Source organism: Paenibacillus chibensis, from assembly GCF_004001045.1.
Lineage (GTDB): Bacteria > Bacillota > Bacilli > Paenibacillales > Paenibacillaceae > Paenibacillus_AQ > Paenibacillus_AQ chibensis.
In genome coordinates this window covers 1-14,625 of sequence record NZ_BIMK01000027.1, presented here as the reverse complement: position 1 = coordinate 14,625, position 14,625 = coordinate 1, and the positions used below count along the sequence as shown (strand labels likewise).

Annotated in this window: 12 protein-coding genes and 1 riboswitch; of the genes, 9 read left to right on the top strand and 3 right to left on the bottom strand. The window is 54.2% G+C overall.

What is annotated here, in order from left to right; all coding sequences use genetic code 11:
- Window positions 1–40: 40 nt before the first annotated feature.
- A complete protein-coding gene (locus PCH05_RS18870) occupies window positions 41–685 on the bottom strand; it encodes a DedA family protein (RefSeq protein WP_127604701.1) in 645 nt (214 codons plus the stop codon).
- A gap of 134 nt (window positions 686–819) precedes the next feature.
- On the opposite strand from PCH05_RS18870, the gene PCH05_RS18865 reads away from it, so the two are divergent.
- From PCH05_RS18865 to guaA, 5 genes are all read left to right on the top strand, one after another.
- Window positions 820–2,106 (top strand): polysaccharide deacetylase family protein, encoded by a 1,287-nt coding sequence (locus PCH05_RS18865; protein WP_127604699.1) that lies wholly within the window; start codon window positions 820–822, stop codon window positions 2,104–2,106.
- A gap of 144 nt (window positions 2,107–2,250) precedes the next feature.
- Complete coding sequence (locus PCH05_RS18860) at window positions 2,251–3,240, top strand: AAA family ATPase (protein WP_127604697.1); 990 nt, start codon at window positions 2,251–2,253, stop codon at window positions 3,238–3,240.
- Window positions 3,237–4,562: a DUF58 domain-containing protein gene (locus PCH05_RS18855; RefSeq protein WP_127604695.1), complete on the top strand. Its 1,326-nt coding sequence runs from the start codon at window positions 3,237–3,239 to the stop codon at window positions 4,560–4,562. Before PCH05_RS18860 ends, PCH05_RS18855 begins: the two co-directional genes overlap by 4 nt.
- The gene (locus PCH05_RS18850) at window positions 4,563–6,773 is read left to right on the top strand and encodes a transglutaminase TgpA family protein (RefSeq protein ID WP_127604693.1); all 2,211 of its coding nucleotides are present in this window, start codon (window positions 4,563–4,565) and stop codon (window positions 6,771–6,773) included.
- A 78-nt stretch (window positions 6,774–6,851) separates the two neighbouring features.
- The gene (gene guaA / locus PCH05_RS18845; protein ID WP_127604691.1) at window positions 6,852–8,390 is read left to right on the top strand and encodes a glutamine-hydrolyzing GMP synthase; all 1,539 of its coding nucleotides are present in this window, start codon (window positions 6,852–6,854) and stop codon (window positions 8,388–8,390) included.
- Between the two features lie 309 nt (window positions 8,391–8,699).
- Here the strand turns inward: guaA and PCH05_RS18840 are convergent, their stop codons facing one another.
- Window positions 8,700–8,969 (bottom strand): hypothetical protein, encoded by a 270-nt coding sequence (locus tag PCH05_RS18840; protein ID WP_127604689.1) that lies wholly within the window; start codon window positions 8,967–8,969, stop codon window positions 8,700–8,702.
- 173 nt (window positions 8,970–9,142) lie between these two features.
- On the opposite strand from PCH05_RS18840, the gene PCH05_RS18835 reads away from it, so the two are divergent.
- The 4 genes from PCH05_RS18835 (at window position 9,143) to PCH05_RS18820 (ending at window position 14,078) form a co-directional block, all read left to right on the top strand.
- Window positions 9,143–10,210 carry an alanine racemase gene (locus tag PCH05_RS18835; RefSeq protein ID WP_246049740.1) on the top strand — a complete coding sequence of 356 codons (1,068 nt, stop codon included), beginning with the start codon at window positions 9,143–9,145 and terminating at the stop codon, window positions 10,208–10,210.
- 20 nt (window positions 10,211–10,230) lie between these two features.
- Window positions 10,231–11,835, top strand: a complete 1,605-nt coding sequence (locus PCH05_RS18830; RefSeq protein WP_127604687.1) for an N-acyl-D-amino-acid deacylase family protein — start codon at window positions 10,231–10,233, stop codon at window positions 11,833–11,835.
- Window positions 11,836–11,876: 41 nt separating this feature from the next.
- Window positions 11,877–12,338: a RidA family protein gene (locus PCH05_RS18825; RefSeq protein WP_127604685.1), complete on the top strand. Its 462-nt coding sequence runs from the start codon at window positions 11,877–11,879 to the stop codon at window positions 12,336–12,338.
- A 112-nt stretch (window positions 12,339–12,450) separates the two neighbouring features.
- Window positions 12,451–12,550, top strand: a riboswitch (purine riboswitch).
- 157 nt (window positions 12,551–12,707) lie between these two features.
- Window positions 12,708–14,078, top strand: coding sequence for an NCS2 family permease (locus tag PCH05_RS18820; RefSeq protein ID WP_127604683.1), 1,371 nt, complete (start codon window positions 12,708–12,710; stop codon window positions 14,076–14,078).
- Window positions 14,079–14,389: 311 nt separating this feature from the next.
- Here PCH05_RS18820 and PCH05_RS27565 read toward each other — a convergent pair.
- Window positions 14,390–14,625, bottom strand: a 236-nt coding sequence (locus PCH05_RS27565; protein ID WP_218030538.1) for a hypothetical protein, incomplete at its 5' end; no start/stop codon positions are given.

The window sequence follows — 14,625 nt, the reverse complement described above, 5'->3', positions numbered from 1 at the left end:
TTTTTGGGAACCGAAAGTATATTGCAGACGGTTATTAAACTCATCGAGGCTTGGAAACCGGTTTGGCTTTGAGCTTGCGCAGCAGCTTGGCCAGCGAATGCCGGTAACGGTAAAGGACGAGGGAGATCAGGACGACCAAAATGGTCCCCACGATCCAGATCGAATATTTCTCCACGGCATGAAAAGCCATGTTCCACTGCGGTCCGAACACTTTGCCGATGCTGAGGAACAGTACGACCCACAGCAGCGCGCCGCTATAGGCGTACAGCGCGAATTTGCGGAAGGGAAGGGCGATCATGCCGGCAAAATAACCGGTGAAGTGGCGAACGCCCGGAATGAAGTACCCGAGGAATACGAGGCTTTGCCCGTATTTGTTGAACCATTTTTGGGCCCGCTCCAGCTTGTGCTCGGACAACAGCACCCATTTGCCGTAACGCTGTATAAAAGGAAGGCCTGCCTTCAGGCCGATAACGTACGTGATCGTAATGCCGATGGTCGTGCCCAGGAAGGCGAGCAGCAGCAGCCAGCCGAAATGAAGCTTTCCTGCATAGGAGAGATATCCGGCATAAGCCATGGTCGTTTCTCCAGGGAAGGGCAGCGCGATGAATTCAAGCACCAGCCCGAAAAAGAGGACAATATAGCCGTAGTCGCCAAACAAAAGCTGTATCCATTTTAAAAGTTCCAAGCGGTCTCACTCCAAACCAGTTCCAGATAGTGTTTGCTTTATATAAAAAGAAGAGATGCCAAGTCTATTCTGACATCCTCCACCATATAATCTACCAGAAAGCAGAATTCATAGAAATAGTGGAGGTATTCGTCATGTTTAAAAGATTGCTGCAAGGCAAGAAAAGCGGCTGCGTGCTTGTTGCCATGCTGCTGATGGCGTTCTTTTTCTTTGCAGGAGAAGTCCCCTACGGTCCCCGGAGCCTAGCGGCTGCGAAGGACTCGGTTCAGCCGACGAAAGAACAAAAGCAGGTCCAGCCCCTGAATGCATCCGCTGCTGTTTCAAAACTTAAGCCTGCACCGGCCTCCGGTGGAAAAACCATCTACCTTACGTTTGACGACGGACCGAGTGCTTTAACCGGCAGCGTTCTCGATATTTTGAAAAAAAATAATATTCATGCCACCTTTTTCGTGCTCGGCGAGCAGGTGAAGCGTTATCCCGAGCTGCTGCAGCGCATCTTCGAAGAAGGACATGTTATAGGCAATCATACCTATGATCATAATTATACCGAACTTTATAGCGGATTTCCTGTCTTCTGGGATCAGATCAAAAGAACGGAAGAGGAGATTAACCGCATTACCGGCATGAGGCCGCAGCTGGTGCGGGCGCCCGGCGGGACGGCCGGGCATTTCGATGATACTTATTTTCGCCTAATGAAGCAAGGCGGATACGTGGTCACGGACTGGAACGTGGACAGCGGGGATTCCAAGCGCCGCGGGGTGCCGGCTTCGGAGATCATTCAAGGGGCCGAAACGCCGGTCAAATCGGATCAGGTCGTGCTGCTGATGCATGACGGGAGCGGGCACGGCGAAAGCGTAAAGGCGCTGCCGCAGATTATCGCTTGGTACAAAGCCAAAGGGTATCAGTTCGGTGTTCTTTCGCCCGACCGGGAACCGCTGGTACAGTTCAAGGTGAGCGATAAAGCTAAACAGCTGAAGCGCGGCGCCCCGAGCGCGGAGTGGGTTCAGTCCCACGTGGCTGGAAATAGCGCTCTGTTCGCAAACGCCAAGCCGCTCCGGCTGGAAGTGGGCGGGATGGAAACGACGCTGCAATCTGGGGAATACCTGTATGAGGACGGACGCTATAGGGTACCGGTACGCGCAGTGGCAGAGAGGCTGGGCGGAACGGCCGCCTGGAACGCACAAACCCAGACCGTGGACGTTACCCTGTCGGCCGACACGGGAACGACGCTGCATATCGATACGCGTTCCGGATTGATGTCCGTTTCTTCATCAGGCAAAGCGGGGGCCGGAGAGCCGACATCCGTGAGCATCATGAATGAAGCGGTCTGGGTACCTGTCCGCGACTTGTTCGAAAAAGCGGGATATATGAAAATAAATGCTTCCGAGACGGGCGAGGAGCGCCGGATCAAGATATTCTGAACATGCGCCGAGTAAGGTGATGCAGCATCTTCCTGACAATCTATTAAAATCGTAAAGCCAAGCATGTCTACTTCCTTCCATTTATGGAGAGACTAGATTTCATAGATTCCCTTAAGGGATCGACTCCAATCATGAACGGAGGTCATGAAATTGTCTACTCCTTCTATACAACGTCAAGAATTTGCGCCCGAGCTGCTGGAACGGGTGATAGCCAGAGTGGGAACCGTGATCGTCGGAAAAGAGCCCCAGGTCCGCCTCGCGCTCATGTCCATGCTATGCGGAGGGCACATATTGCTCGAGGATATGCCCGGCGTGGGCAAAACGATGCTTGTCCGCGCGCTTGCAGCCTGCCTTGGCGCGAGCTTCGGACGCATCCAGTTTACGTATGATTTGATGCCGGCGGATGTGACGGGAACGTCCGTGTACCGCCAGCATAACGGCACATTCGAATTTCGTCCCGGTCCATTGATGGCGAATCTCGTGCTGGCGGATGAGCTGAACCGCGCTTCGCCCCGGACGCAGTCCGCTTTGCTCGAGGCGATGGAGGAGCGCCGGATTACGGTGGACGGCACTACTTATGCGCTGCCGTGTCCGTTTTTGCTCCTGGCAACTCAAAACCCGCTGCAATTTGAAGGCACGTACCGCCTGCCCGAGGCGCAGCTGGACCGCTTCTTCATGAAGATCCAGCTGGGTTATCCGGAGCCGGATCAGGAGCTTGAGCTTCTGTCCCGCATGCAAGGGGTACATCCGCTGGAGCGGGTCAAGCCGGTGATGCTGGCTGAGGAAATGGAGGCTATGCAGCGCGAAGTGAAGGGCGTCTTCGTGGATGATTCCATTAAGCTGCTGCTCGTGCAGGCCGCGGATAGCTCCAGGCGGCATGCCAAGCTTCAGCTCGGGATCAGCCCGCGCGGAACGCTTGCCTGGATGCTGGCCTCCCAGGCTGCAGCTTATATGGCGGGGCGCACCTTCGTCATTCCGGACGACGTCAAGCGCGTCGCGGCTCCGGTGTTGTCTCACCGCCTGATGTTGAGCGCCGAGGCGGTTCTGGCTGGAACGCGGGGCGAGGATATCGTGCATGAGCTGCTGTCGCAGATTCCCATGCCGCTGGCAGCCCGCAAAGGAGCGCGCCCATGAGAAGGCGGCTGGTGGAGTGGTGTATGGGCGGGCTTGTTCTTGGCGGCTTGGCTGCGTTTTACCTGTGGCACGGGGGAGCATCGGCCCTGTATTTGCTTCTCCTTGCCGGCATGATGGTTATTTCCGGACTCCTGATGCAGTGGCTCGGACCGCGCGGAATCCGCGTGAAGCGCCTATTGCCCGATCCGGTGATTACCGCCGGCGAAACTGCCGTCATGCATGTGCAGCTGGAATTCCGGTCATTCCTGCCGGTTCCGTGGCTTGCCGTGGAAGATTACTTTACCGGCGGAAGCAGCCGGCAGGTGTTGTTTCCCGGCTTCCGGCGCCGGCTGGAATACCGCTGTGAGCTGCACCATTTGCCGCGGGGGGTATATTCCTTTGAGGCCTGCCTTCTCGAATGGGGCGGGCTGTTCGGCTGGTTTCACGGCCGCAGGGTACAGCGATCCGAAGGTGAGGCACGCATTCGGGTGCTCCCGAGGCCGCTGCCGATCGGAGAAACGCTGGAATTGCCTTCGGCCGCGGCTCAGGCTGCGCTGCAGCCGATATGGACCGCAGAGCACCGGAGCGGTGCCAAAAGCCCGGAGGTCAGGGCCTATCAGCCCTCCGATCCGCTGAACCGCATTGACTGGAAGAGCTCGGCAAAGCGCGGCAGTCTTCATGCTTATATGCCCGAGGATGAGCGCGATCCCTTCTGCTGGGTCGTGCTTGACCGTTCTGTTCAAGGTTACGCTTCGAGCGTCGGTTCGGAAGAAGAACGCCAATCTCAAGGAAGCGCCGCTTTTGAAAGGGCCGTATCCGCGACCGCCGGCATTCTCGGTGATTTGATGCGATGCGGCGTGCGGAGCAGACTCTTAAGCGGGATGCCGGATGGGGCGGATGGCGCAGCCATAGCTGCAGCCGGTTCCGGATGCGGTACTCAAGTTGACAGCCGCGAAGCCTATGCCGGAATGCTTGCGGTCTTGTCCACGGTTAAACTGACCGGGGAAACAAAGCTTGCATCCCTGCTGGAGGACGTCATGCGTAACCGAACGCCGGGCATACGGATCATCGTCGTGACCGGTATCCCGGACAAGCCGGCAGCCGAGGCAGCCGCATGCTTGTCTGCGCAAGGAATGCAGGTTGATTTCTACTGCACGGCCTTGTACGCCAATTCAGGCGATACCCCGAGCAGCCGACTGGCCGCGGAGGCGGGCGGAAGTCCGGCATTTGCCGCAGCACTGCAGCTATCCCGAACGGGGGCAGGGGTCTTTGCCGTTCGCGAGGACATGACTGCAAGAGTCGGGCTGATTGAAGCATCCCCTTTGGGCGAGGGGGTGGTATAAATGGAGAACAATCAAACCCCGCTGATGCAGCGGATTTGGATTTCACTGCCCCTGATGGGGCTTTTCGTAGAATGGCTGCTCCCGCTGAAGCCGCTGGATGTGATGGCTGTCAGCAAAGAGTGGTTCGGCGTGATGTATCTGTTCACCGGGCTGCTGCTTTTGCTCGGCCTGTTTTGCAGCCGAAGTGGCCTGTCCCTGCTCCTCTATGGGGTTTGCACTGTGGGAGCATGGGGGTATGTCATCCGGCAGAGCGGCGAAGCGTTTGGGCTTCGGTCGACCCTTTCCTTGCTCCGGCAGGATTCGGAGCTGCTTTTTTCAACTGGACAGTTTTCCGGGATGAGCCAGGAAACGCGCATGCTGGTATTGATGATCGGCTGGGCTTTGCTCGTATACTCCGTTCAGTCGCTGGCTCTGCTCCGCAGCAGCGTCCTGCTTTTTGCGGGTGCGACGCTGCTTTATTTGTTCTGCCTGGAAACGCTGCTGAGCCTGCCGGTATATGATGATCTGATCCGGACCAGCGCGATGGTCCTGCTGCTGCAAGGGATGGTTCATCTGTCCCGGCTGAGGGAAAGCGGGAAGGCAGAGGGGATGACCCGATCGCTGTACAACAAGTGGGGCTTTTCCCTCGCGGCCGCGGTTCTTGTGCTGGTCTGGAGCAGCTGGCTTGCAGGCAGTTTGGCACAGCCGAAGTCTGCCTCGCGGATTTCGATGCAGCAGGCTGCCGAACATTTGGCGGATTGGGTTCGAAACGGCTACAACGGGGGAGAAGCGGCTGCAGTGACAGGGTATAATCTGTCAGGCGAGGAGGAGGACATGGGCCTTCCGCTGCAGCAAGGCAGCCGCATTTATTTTACGGCGATCACACCGGTAGCTACGTATTGGCGCGGCGAGAGCTTAAGTGAATACAACGGGAGAAAATGGTCGGAACCGGAAGGCGACACCAAGACCGGCTATGTGCCGGGCTTGATTAGCGGGCAGGCTGACCAACCCCGTAACGACTTACAGAATATTACGCAGCAAATCACGTTTGAGCAGCCCCTCATGCAGAGCTTTCCGTTGTTTGGCGGGGGCAGGATTACGCAAGTCGTGGACATGCAGCTGTCGACTTCAGGTGCGGCACTGCCGACGGCGATTGAACAGAACCGGGGGGCCGGAAGCGTCAAGGTCATATTGGAAAAGGGACAGCCGCAAGTGGAAGGGTATACCGTGAAGGTGGACTTGCCGGATACCAGCCCGCAAAGGCTTCGAAGCGAAAGCGGCGGCTCAGACCCGGCAGAGATCCGGCAGCGCTATCTGCAGCTGCCGACTGCGCTGCCTAAGCGCGTCAGGGATCTGGCTGACGAGATCACGGCTGGTGCAGCAAACCGCTTTGAGCAGGTGGATGCGGTGAAGAAATACCTCAAAGCGCATGAATCCTATACCCTGAAGACCCGGGTACCGCCGGAGGGAGAAGACTTCGTCGATGACTTTTTGTTTGAGACCCATGCGGGCTATTGCAACCATTTCTCGACTGCTATGACGGTGCTGCTCAGGAGCGAAGGGATCCCAGCAAGATACGTCAAAGGCTTTGCGCCGGGCAAAGCGGATCCGGTTCAGCCGGGTCGTTATCAGGTCAGTGAAGGCGATGCCCATTCCTGGGTCGAGGTATATTTTCCGGAGTCCGGCTGGATTCCGTTCGATCCGACGCCGGGATTCGGGCTCTCCGCCAGCGCATCCCGGCCGGCTTCGTCTTTCCATCAGATGTCGGCCACCGGCGGGGAGCTGCTGCTGAAAGCTTCTTTATGGGCCGAAAAGGGCTTGCTGCGGACGATTGATTTCATGTGGAGCCGCAAGCTCGTAATGGGAGCGGCATGGATGGCGGTGTGCTCGCTTGCCCTGGTTGTGGTCTGGCTGATGCCATCGCTGAGGCTGGTGCCGCTATGGATTCGTCTGCACATCAGGCGAAGCCGCTTTCCGGACAGGGATGAGCTGCTGGTGAGCGCTTATCCGGTATGGCGGGCTTTGGCGACCCGTTATGGGGCGGTTCCTGCCGGCTGTACGGTCAGAGAGTACGTGGACAGCCTTCCTGTTGAGATGAAAGAAATACGCGAGATGTTGTACGATTTTACGGCCGATTGGGAAAAGATAGCTTATGACGCAGGTCCGATGGAACGAAGCCGGTGTATCGCTTACATGCGCCGCTGCCTGTGGATCTCCAAAAAAGTGGCATAAGCTTACCGTCCCGGTTTCCTTGACGGTATGAATTATCGTTGCGTATAATTAATTTCAACAATTGAGGGAGGCACGTTAATGAACAAGCCAAATGAAATCATCGTTGTCCTGGATTTCGGTGGACAATACAATCAACTTATTGCACGACGCATTCGCGATTTGGGAGTATACAGCGAACTGCTGCCTTTTAATACACCGGTCGAGAAAATCCGTGAGATTTCCCCGAAAGGGATCGTATTCTCCGGAGGACCGATGAGCGTATATTCGGAAGATGCACCCCATGTGGATCCGGCGATTTATGACGTGGGCGTGCCGATCTTCGGTATTTGCTACGGCATGCAGCTGATGGCTCATCAGCTGAACGGAAAAGTGGAACGCGCTGCGAAGCGCGAATACGGCAAAGCTGACCTGGAGTTTGCTCCGAATACGGTTCTAACTCAAGGACTCGAGTCCAAGCAAACCGTTTGGATGAGCCACGGGGATCATGTTGTCGAGCTGCCGGAAGGCTTCAAGCTGGATGCGGGCACGGAATCGGCGCCGATCGCAGCGATGAGCAATATGGACAAGCAGCTGTATGCTGTACAGTTTCATCCGGAAGTGCGCCACTCCGTGAACGGGAACGAGATGATCCGGAACTTCCTGTACGAGGTATGCCATTGCGAAGGCAACTGGAGCATGGAAACCTTCATCGATGATGCGATCCGTGATATCCGCGACCAAGTCGGCGACCGCAAGGTGCTGTGCGCTCTGTCCGGCGGCGTGGATTCTTCCGTGGTTGCGATGCTGATTCATAAAGCAATCGGCGATCAGCTGACCTGCATGTTCATTGACCATGGTTTGCTGCGCAAAGGCGAAGCCGAGAGCGTCATGGAAACCTTCGTCGGCAAATTCGATATGAAGGTCGTTAAAATCGATGCCCGCGACCGTTTCCTCGGCAAGCTTGAGGGCGTAGACGATCCGGAGAAAAAACGTAAAATCATCGGCAACGAGTTCATTTACGTATTCGATGAGGAATCTGCCAAATTTGACGACTTTGATTTCCTGGCCCAAGGCACGCTTTATACGGATATTGTAGAAAGCGGAACAGCAACGGCCCAAACGATCAAGTCCCATCACAATGTCGGCGGATTGCCTGAAGACATGAAGTTCAAGCTGGTTGAGCCGCTTAAAACCCTCTTCAAGGACGAAGTGCGTAAGGTCGGCGAAGAATGCGGACTTCCGGAAGAAATCGTATGGCGTCAGCCGTTCCCGGGTCCGGGTCTGGCCATCCGCGTACTGGGCGAAGTCACCGAAGAGAAGCTCACTATCGTGCGCGACTCCGACTACATCCTGCGCGAAGAAATCGCCAAAGCGGGTCTTGACCGCGAAATCTGGCAGTACTTCACGGCCCTGCCGAACATGAAGAGCGTCGGCGTTATGGGGGATGCACGTACGTACTCCTACACCGTAGGCATCCGTGCAGTAACGTCCATCGACGGTATGACTGCCGACTGGGCACGTATCCCTTGGGATGTGCTGGAGAAAATCTCGGTGCGTATCGTCAACGAAGTGGATAACGTCAACCGCGTCGTGTACGACATTACCTCCAAGCCGCCTGCAACGATTGAGTGGGAATAGGCTGCATTAATAGAGAAGTGAAAAAATACTCCTTTCTATTTGCTATAACGCAATTAGAAGGGAGTATTTTTTATATAATTGCTTTGACTTTGATGCTTTTTTTATCCTGGTAACAATACCCAAGCCAACTCGCTTCCACAAAATATATTGAAGCTGTTGGGATGACCTTCTCCGCATCAATGCACGGCTTCTATCATCGGTTTTCCTCTAGTGAGGGAAACGGATTTTTCAATTTTGGCCTATCCACGAATCAAAAGCAGCTTCCGGTACGACTTGTACCGGAAGCTGCTTGGAATGTCTGCCCCGTTTTTATTCCTCATCCTCGCTTTTGGAATTCTCGGGAACCGGGTCTTCGCTTGGATAATGCCTTCCTTCAGTTTCGTGCAGCTCCTGGTTTTCGTAGCCGAACCGCCTTGGGCTGTGCTGGCCTTCACGCCAGGGCGAGCTTTTGCCCAAGGATTCTGACATGAGGCTCGATCCGTAAGGCCCCTCGGGAAACTCCTCGGGAATCAGGTCATTATGCTGCGACTGTACGGTAGAAACATCGTTATTTTCGATATCGGAATCGGGTGTATACATACGGGGGAGCACCTGCCTTTCATGTATGGTAATGTATCCATTTCGTTGTTTTTTATTATTTATTTCCTGATCTCCTTTCGTATATCGTATATAATGGGTCTAAGTACCATCACATCCGAGAGGGGGAAAGTTAAAGCGTGTTAACTATAGAATCGTTGGAAACACCCTGTATTGTGATTGATGAGAATGTCGTACAGCATAACATTGAACAGATGGCAGGCGTTGCCGCTCATAATGGAGTGAGGCTTCGTCCGCACATCAAAACCCATAAGATCCCGGAAATCGCGCTCAGGCAGCTTGCTGCGGGAGCTGAGGGCATTACGGCTGCCAAGGTTGGCGAAGCGGAAATTATGGCGGAGCACGGCGTGAAGGATATTTTTATCGCCTACCCGGTAATCTCGCCGTCCAAAATCAAACGAATCATTGCCTTGTCGCACCAAATTCATGTCATCGTCGGAGTGGAAAGCATGGAAGGGGCGGAGAACCTTTCGAGGGAAGCCGTCGCGGCGGGAGTGACGCTATCGGTCCGGCTTGAGATCGACACGGGCCTTGCACGCACGGGCATATCGCCAGACCGGGCGCTTCAGCTGGCTCAGAACATCGCTGCGCTTCCGGGACTCGATCTTAGCGGTATTTTCACGTTCAAGGGGGCCGTTTACCAAGGCAGCGGCACGCTGGATCTGGAGGCTGCAGGTCAGGAGGAAGGACGCATTATGGTGGCTACGGCGGAGAAGCTGCGTGCCGCAGGCATCGATATTCGCGACGTCAGCGTCGGATCCACGCCAACCGCGCCGTATGCGGCCGCCGTTGAAGGGGTAACGGAAATCCGTCCGGGAACCTACATCTTTTACGACCGGATGCTCGCCGTCATGGGAGCCTGCTCGAAAGAAGACTGGGCTGCCAAAGTTCTGGTCACCATTGTAAGCGTTCCCGCTGAAGACCGGCTCGTCGTGGACGGCGGCAGCAAAACCTTTGCGACCGATGTCCAGCCTGGGCAGCCTCCGCTTCACCTGAAAGGATTCGGCGAAATCGTGGAGCTTCCGGATGCAGTCTTTGAAAAAATGAATGAAGAGCACGGCATGATTCGCACCAGCGGCCCGCATGGACTGCATGTCGGAGATGTGCTGTCGATCGTGCCCAACCATATTTGCCCGACAGTTAATCTGCATAACGAGGTGTACGTTACGAAGGAAGGCGTAATTCGGGCCGTACCTGTCTTGGCAAGAGGGAAGCTGGCCTAGAGAAGCGGGGGGAAGGGCAAATGCTCGATATCATCATTGAAAACGGGAGACTCGTGGATGGGACGGGAAACCCGTGGTATTTTGGACAACTCGGCATCAAGGACGGCATCATAACCCATGTGGGCAGAACCGATGACGAAGCTTTGGAGCGGATTGACGCGAAGGGGCAGGTAGTGGCCCCCGGCTTTATTGACGGGCACTGCCACTCCGATCTGCTGATATTGGACCAGCCCGAAAGCGAATTTAAAATGCAGCAGGGCGTCACCACGGAAGTCGTGGGCAACTGCGGCCTGGCGCCGGCTCCTTATTTCAAAGACAGGGCTGCCGAGCTCAAAAGCTATATCGAGCCCGTTATTGGCCGAACCGATTGGCCATGGCCTTGGGAAACGATCGAGGAATACCTGCAGCATTTGGCGAAATCGCATGCTTCTGAAAATGTCGCCACGTATGTGGCCCATGGCGCTTTGCGCATCTCGGTGATGGGATTTGCGAACCGTCCGGCCACGAAGGAAGAAATGAACCGGATGAAGCAGCTGCTGGAGGCCGGGTTGCAGGCAGGAGCAATCGGTTTGTCTATTGGCCTTCTCTATGCACCGGGCAACTATACCCCAAAAGAAGAGCTGGCAGAGCTGTGCAGGGTTGTCGCGGCATACGGAGGCCTTTTCTCGACCCACATTCGCGGCGAGGGCAACAATCTGCTCGCTTCGGTGCGGGAAGTGATCTGGATCGCGGAACAAAGCGGCGTATCCCTGCATGTCAGTCATCTGAAGGCGGCAGGCCGGATCAATTGGGGCCAGACGCAGGACGCCATTGCGCTGATCGATGAGGCGAGAAGCCGGGGAATGGATGTCACCTGTGACGTATACCCGTATTCCGCGGGTTCAACCACGCTGACGACCGTGCTGCCGCCTTGGGTGCTGGAGGGCGGAATCGAAGCCACGCTGCAGCGGATTGCCGATCCTTCGATCCGAAAACAGATTAAAGAGGAATTGCGGGAAGAGCAAACGTCCTGGGATAACCTGGTATGCTCGACCGGCTGGCAGAGCGTGTTCGTTTCCTCTGTTCCGTCTGCTGCCGGCAAGCTTCTGGAGGGCAAGCATATTCAGGAGATCAGCGAGCTTTGGGGCATGGATCCGGAGGATACCGCGCTTGAGCTGCTGGCCCGTGAAAACGGACAGGTATCGATCGTCTATTTTCATATGTCGGAGGACGATGTGCGTGAAGTGATCCGCTATGATTACTCCCTGATCGCATCGGACAGCCTCGGCTGCGTTACCGGCAAGCCGCATCCCCGATCCTATGGAACCTTTCCGAGATTGTTCGCGGAATATGTCCGGAGCAGCCGTATTCTGACGCTGGAGCAGGCCGTGCGCAAGGTGACCTCTTTTCCCGCGCAGCGGTTCAAGCTCGGCAAGAGAGGACTTCTCGTTCCGGGCTACGCGGCGGATATCGTCATTTTCGATCCGGCGACTATTTCGGACACGGCTACATACCAAGACCCGATCCGTTATCCGGACGGCATATCCGCGGTGCTTGTGGGCGGACGAAAAACGATGGAGCAACAGCGGCATACGCATGAGCGCCCGGGTGCTTTTATACCGGTTCAACACTGCTGCCGGAACTAATGCCTAATTGGCAACCAAACCACTAAGGAGATGAATGGATCATGGCTAAAATCGAAAAAATTCTTGAAGAAAAAGGAATCGTTCTTGAAAAGGTGCCTGTTCCCGTAGCGGAATACGTACCGGCCAAAACCGTCGGCAACCTGGTTTACACCTCCGGCAATGACTGCCGGATCAACGGCAAGCTGAAATACACCGGCAAAGTCGGAAGCGACCTCACGGTTGAGCAGGGATACGACGCCGCACGCCAGGTCATGATTAACCTGATTTCGGTGCTTAAAGAGCATTTGGGAGATCTGGACCGCGTGAAGCAGGTCGTCAAAATGCTGGCTTTCGTCAATTCCGCCGATGGATTCGTTGAACAGCCGTATGTTATTAACGGGGCTTCCGAGCTTCTGGTGGAGGTTTTTGGCGAAAAAGGAAAGCACGCCCGCTCGGCCATCTCGGCCAATGAATTGCCGTTTAATACGCCGGTAGAGATCGAACTGATCGTTGAAATTGAGTAGTATTCGTTAAAGCTCACCATTTCCGAACGTTAAGTATATTCATTTGTTTGAATATTCGTTTTTTCTATTGACAATTTTCGTCCGTCTCCCTAGAATAAATGTTGTGAGAAACGACAATTATATAAATCTTTTTCGTATAATCCCGGGAATTGGCCCGGGAGTTTCTACGAGATCACCGTAATGATCTGGCTACGAAAAGAAGAGATGACGGATAACCTGCCAGCGCTTGGCGCACCTTACTTGTAAGGCCACCGATAGGCGCATGCACGGACGAACTCTCTTTCTTTTATGCATAATGCCTGCGGATCGAAACGGTCTGCGGGCTTTTTTGTCGTCCTGACTCAATTTTCTAAGGGGGATTCAGTTACAATGGAGCGTTTCTTTAAATTAAAGGAACACGGAACGAATGTAAGAACAGAGATTATCGCAGGTTTGACCACTTTCATGGCCATGGCTTACATCCTGTTCGTCAACGGGTTGTTTCTAGGCGAGGGCGGTGCCGGCATTCCGAATGAGGGCGTATTCTTCGCAACGGCTGTCGGTGCAGGTCTGGTTACGATTATCATGGGATTGTTCGTCAATATTCCGATTGCCTTGGCACCGGGCATGGGGCTGAACGCTTACTTTATGACGGTGGTTCTCAGCTCGAATGGAGCCATTACCTGGCAGGCGGCACTCGGTGCGGTATTTATCTCGGGTATCATCTTCATCATCCTGACGGTAACCAAGGTTCGTCAAATGCTGATGACTGCTGTTCCGCAAAACTTGAAAAGTGCCATTACGGTTGGTATCGGTTTGTTTATCGCCGTCGTTGGCTTCAAACTGAGCAACCTGATCTCCGTTAGCGTGAATGCCGGTACCGATGCAAGCAAGCCGATCGGCGGCTCCGGATTTAACTTGATGCTTAGCGATTTCTTTACACATAAAGATGCTCTTCTGGCTTTGATTGGCCTTCTGTTTATCGCCGTTCTAATGGTGCTCCGCGTGAAAGGCGCCCTTTTGATCGGGATCGTTGTGACTACGCTGATCGGTATTCCAATGGGTGTAACGGACCTGAGCGGTCTGACTCATGCCAACTGGATTCCTTCGTTCTCCAACCTGGCTGTTGGCCAGCTGGACCTGAAGGGTGCACTTCATATCGGTTTGTTTGATATCGTATTTATCTTCACCTTTGTTGAATTGTTCGATACCTTCGGTACGCTGGTGGGTACAGCTACCCGTGCCGGCCTGATGAAGAACAAGGAAAAAGGCGAGAAAACAATCGGGAAAGCCATGCTGGTCGATGCTGTCGGCGTCAGCGCAGGTGCGGTTCTCGGTACAAGTACGGTTACGGCGTTTGTTGAAAGTACGGCAGGTGTTGAGGCAGGCGGACGTACAGGCTTGACGGCCGTTACGACAGGTATCCTGTTCATTCTATCCCTGTTCATCGCTCCGCTCGCACTGGTGGTTCCTTCCGCCGCGACAGCTCCGGCACTGATCGTCGTCGGCGTGCTGATGATGAGCCAGGTTCGCAACATTGAATGGGATGATTTCTTTGAGGCTTTCCCTGCGTTCTTGACGATTGTGCTGATGCCATTCACCGGCGGTATCGCCAATGGTATCTCGGCAGGTATCATGTCTTACGTAATTCTGGGTATCTTCGCAAAGTTCATTATGAAGCGTGATGTGAAAATCCACTGGTTGATGTGGGTGCTTGCAATCATCGTTATCATTCGCTTTGTTTTCCTGGGCTCCGAATAGTATCTATATATAGAAGAAACAGAGCTGTTTTCCTCTCGCTGGAGGGGAGAACGGCTTTTTTTATGAAGTACGCAGTAAGGGGAATCTGATATCATTAGAAAAACACTGTCAAAGTGCGGTTTATTTTTTTAGAAGTATGGGGCTCGACGTTTTTCTTACATTATAAAATGGGGAAGCAGGACTGGTGCATTGGATCACCTGCGCAAAGTTTGAGCCTTATACTAGGATTCTGAGTTGATGATCGTGTTGGTAAAAGAGAGGGATTTATTGTTGAAGGAAAGTTTTTTATAAAAAAGGGTTGCATTATTTATTTATGCATGGTATATTCTAATTCCGGCCAAGAAAACACGATAATGTGTTTCTGAAGCAAGCGAAAAGCTTAAAAAAAGATTTAAAAAAAGCTTGCATAAAAACGCCGAAGATGATATACTATAAAAGTTGTCGCCGATGAAACGCTTCGGCGGAAACGAAAAAGAATTTGATCTTTGAAAACTGAACAACGAGTGAGATAAGGCTTTGCTTGCAAAGCCGACGCGAAGTGAATCGA

Excerpts from the sequence above, each read along its gene's own strand:
- PCH05_RS18865 (WP_127604699.1), top strand. The coding sequence starts at position 820 with ATGTTTAAAAGATTGCTGCAAGGCAAGAAAAGCGGCTGCGTGCTTGTT.
- PCH05_RS18860 (WP_127604697.1), top strand. The coding sequence starts at position 2,251 with ATGAAATTGTCTACTCCTTCTATACAACGTCAAGAATTTGCGCCCGAG.
- PCH05_RS18855 (WP_127604695.1), top strand. The coding sequence starts at position 3,237 with ATGAGAAGGCGGCTGGTGGAGTGGTGTATGGGCGGGCTTGTTCTTGGC.
- PCH05_RS18850 (WP_127604693.1), top strand. The coding sequence starts at position 4,563 with ATGGAGAACAATCAAACCCCGCTGATGCAGCGGATTTGGATTTCACTG.
- guaA (WP_127604691.1), top strand. The coding sequence starts at position 6,852 with ATGAACAAGCCAAATGAAATCATCGTTGTCCTGGATTTCGGTGGACAA.
- PCH05_RS18840 (WP_127604689.1), bottom strand. The coding sequence starts at position 8,969 with ATGTATACACCCGATTCCGATATCGAAAATAACGATGTTTCTACCGTA.
- PCH05_RS18830 (WP_127604687.1), top strand. The coding sequence starts at position 10,231 with ATGCTCGATATCATCATTGAAAACGGGAGACTCGTGGATGGGACGGGA.
- PCH05_RS18825 (WP_127604685.1), top strand. The coding sequence starts at position 11,877 with ATGGCTAAAATCGAAAAAATTCTTGAAGAAAAAGGAATCGTTCTTGAA.
- PCH05_RS18820 (WP_127604683.1), top strand. The coding sequence starts at position 12,708 with ATGGAGCGTTTCTTTAAATTAAAGGAACACGGAACGAATGTAAGAACA.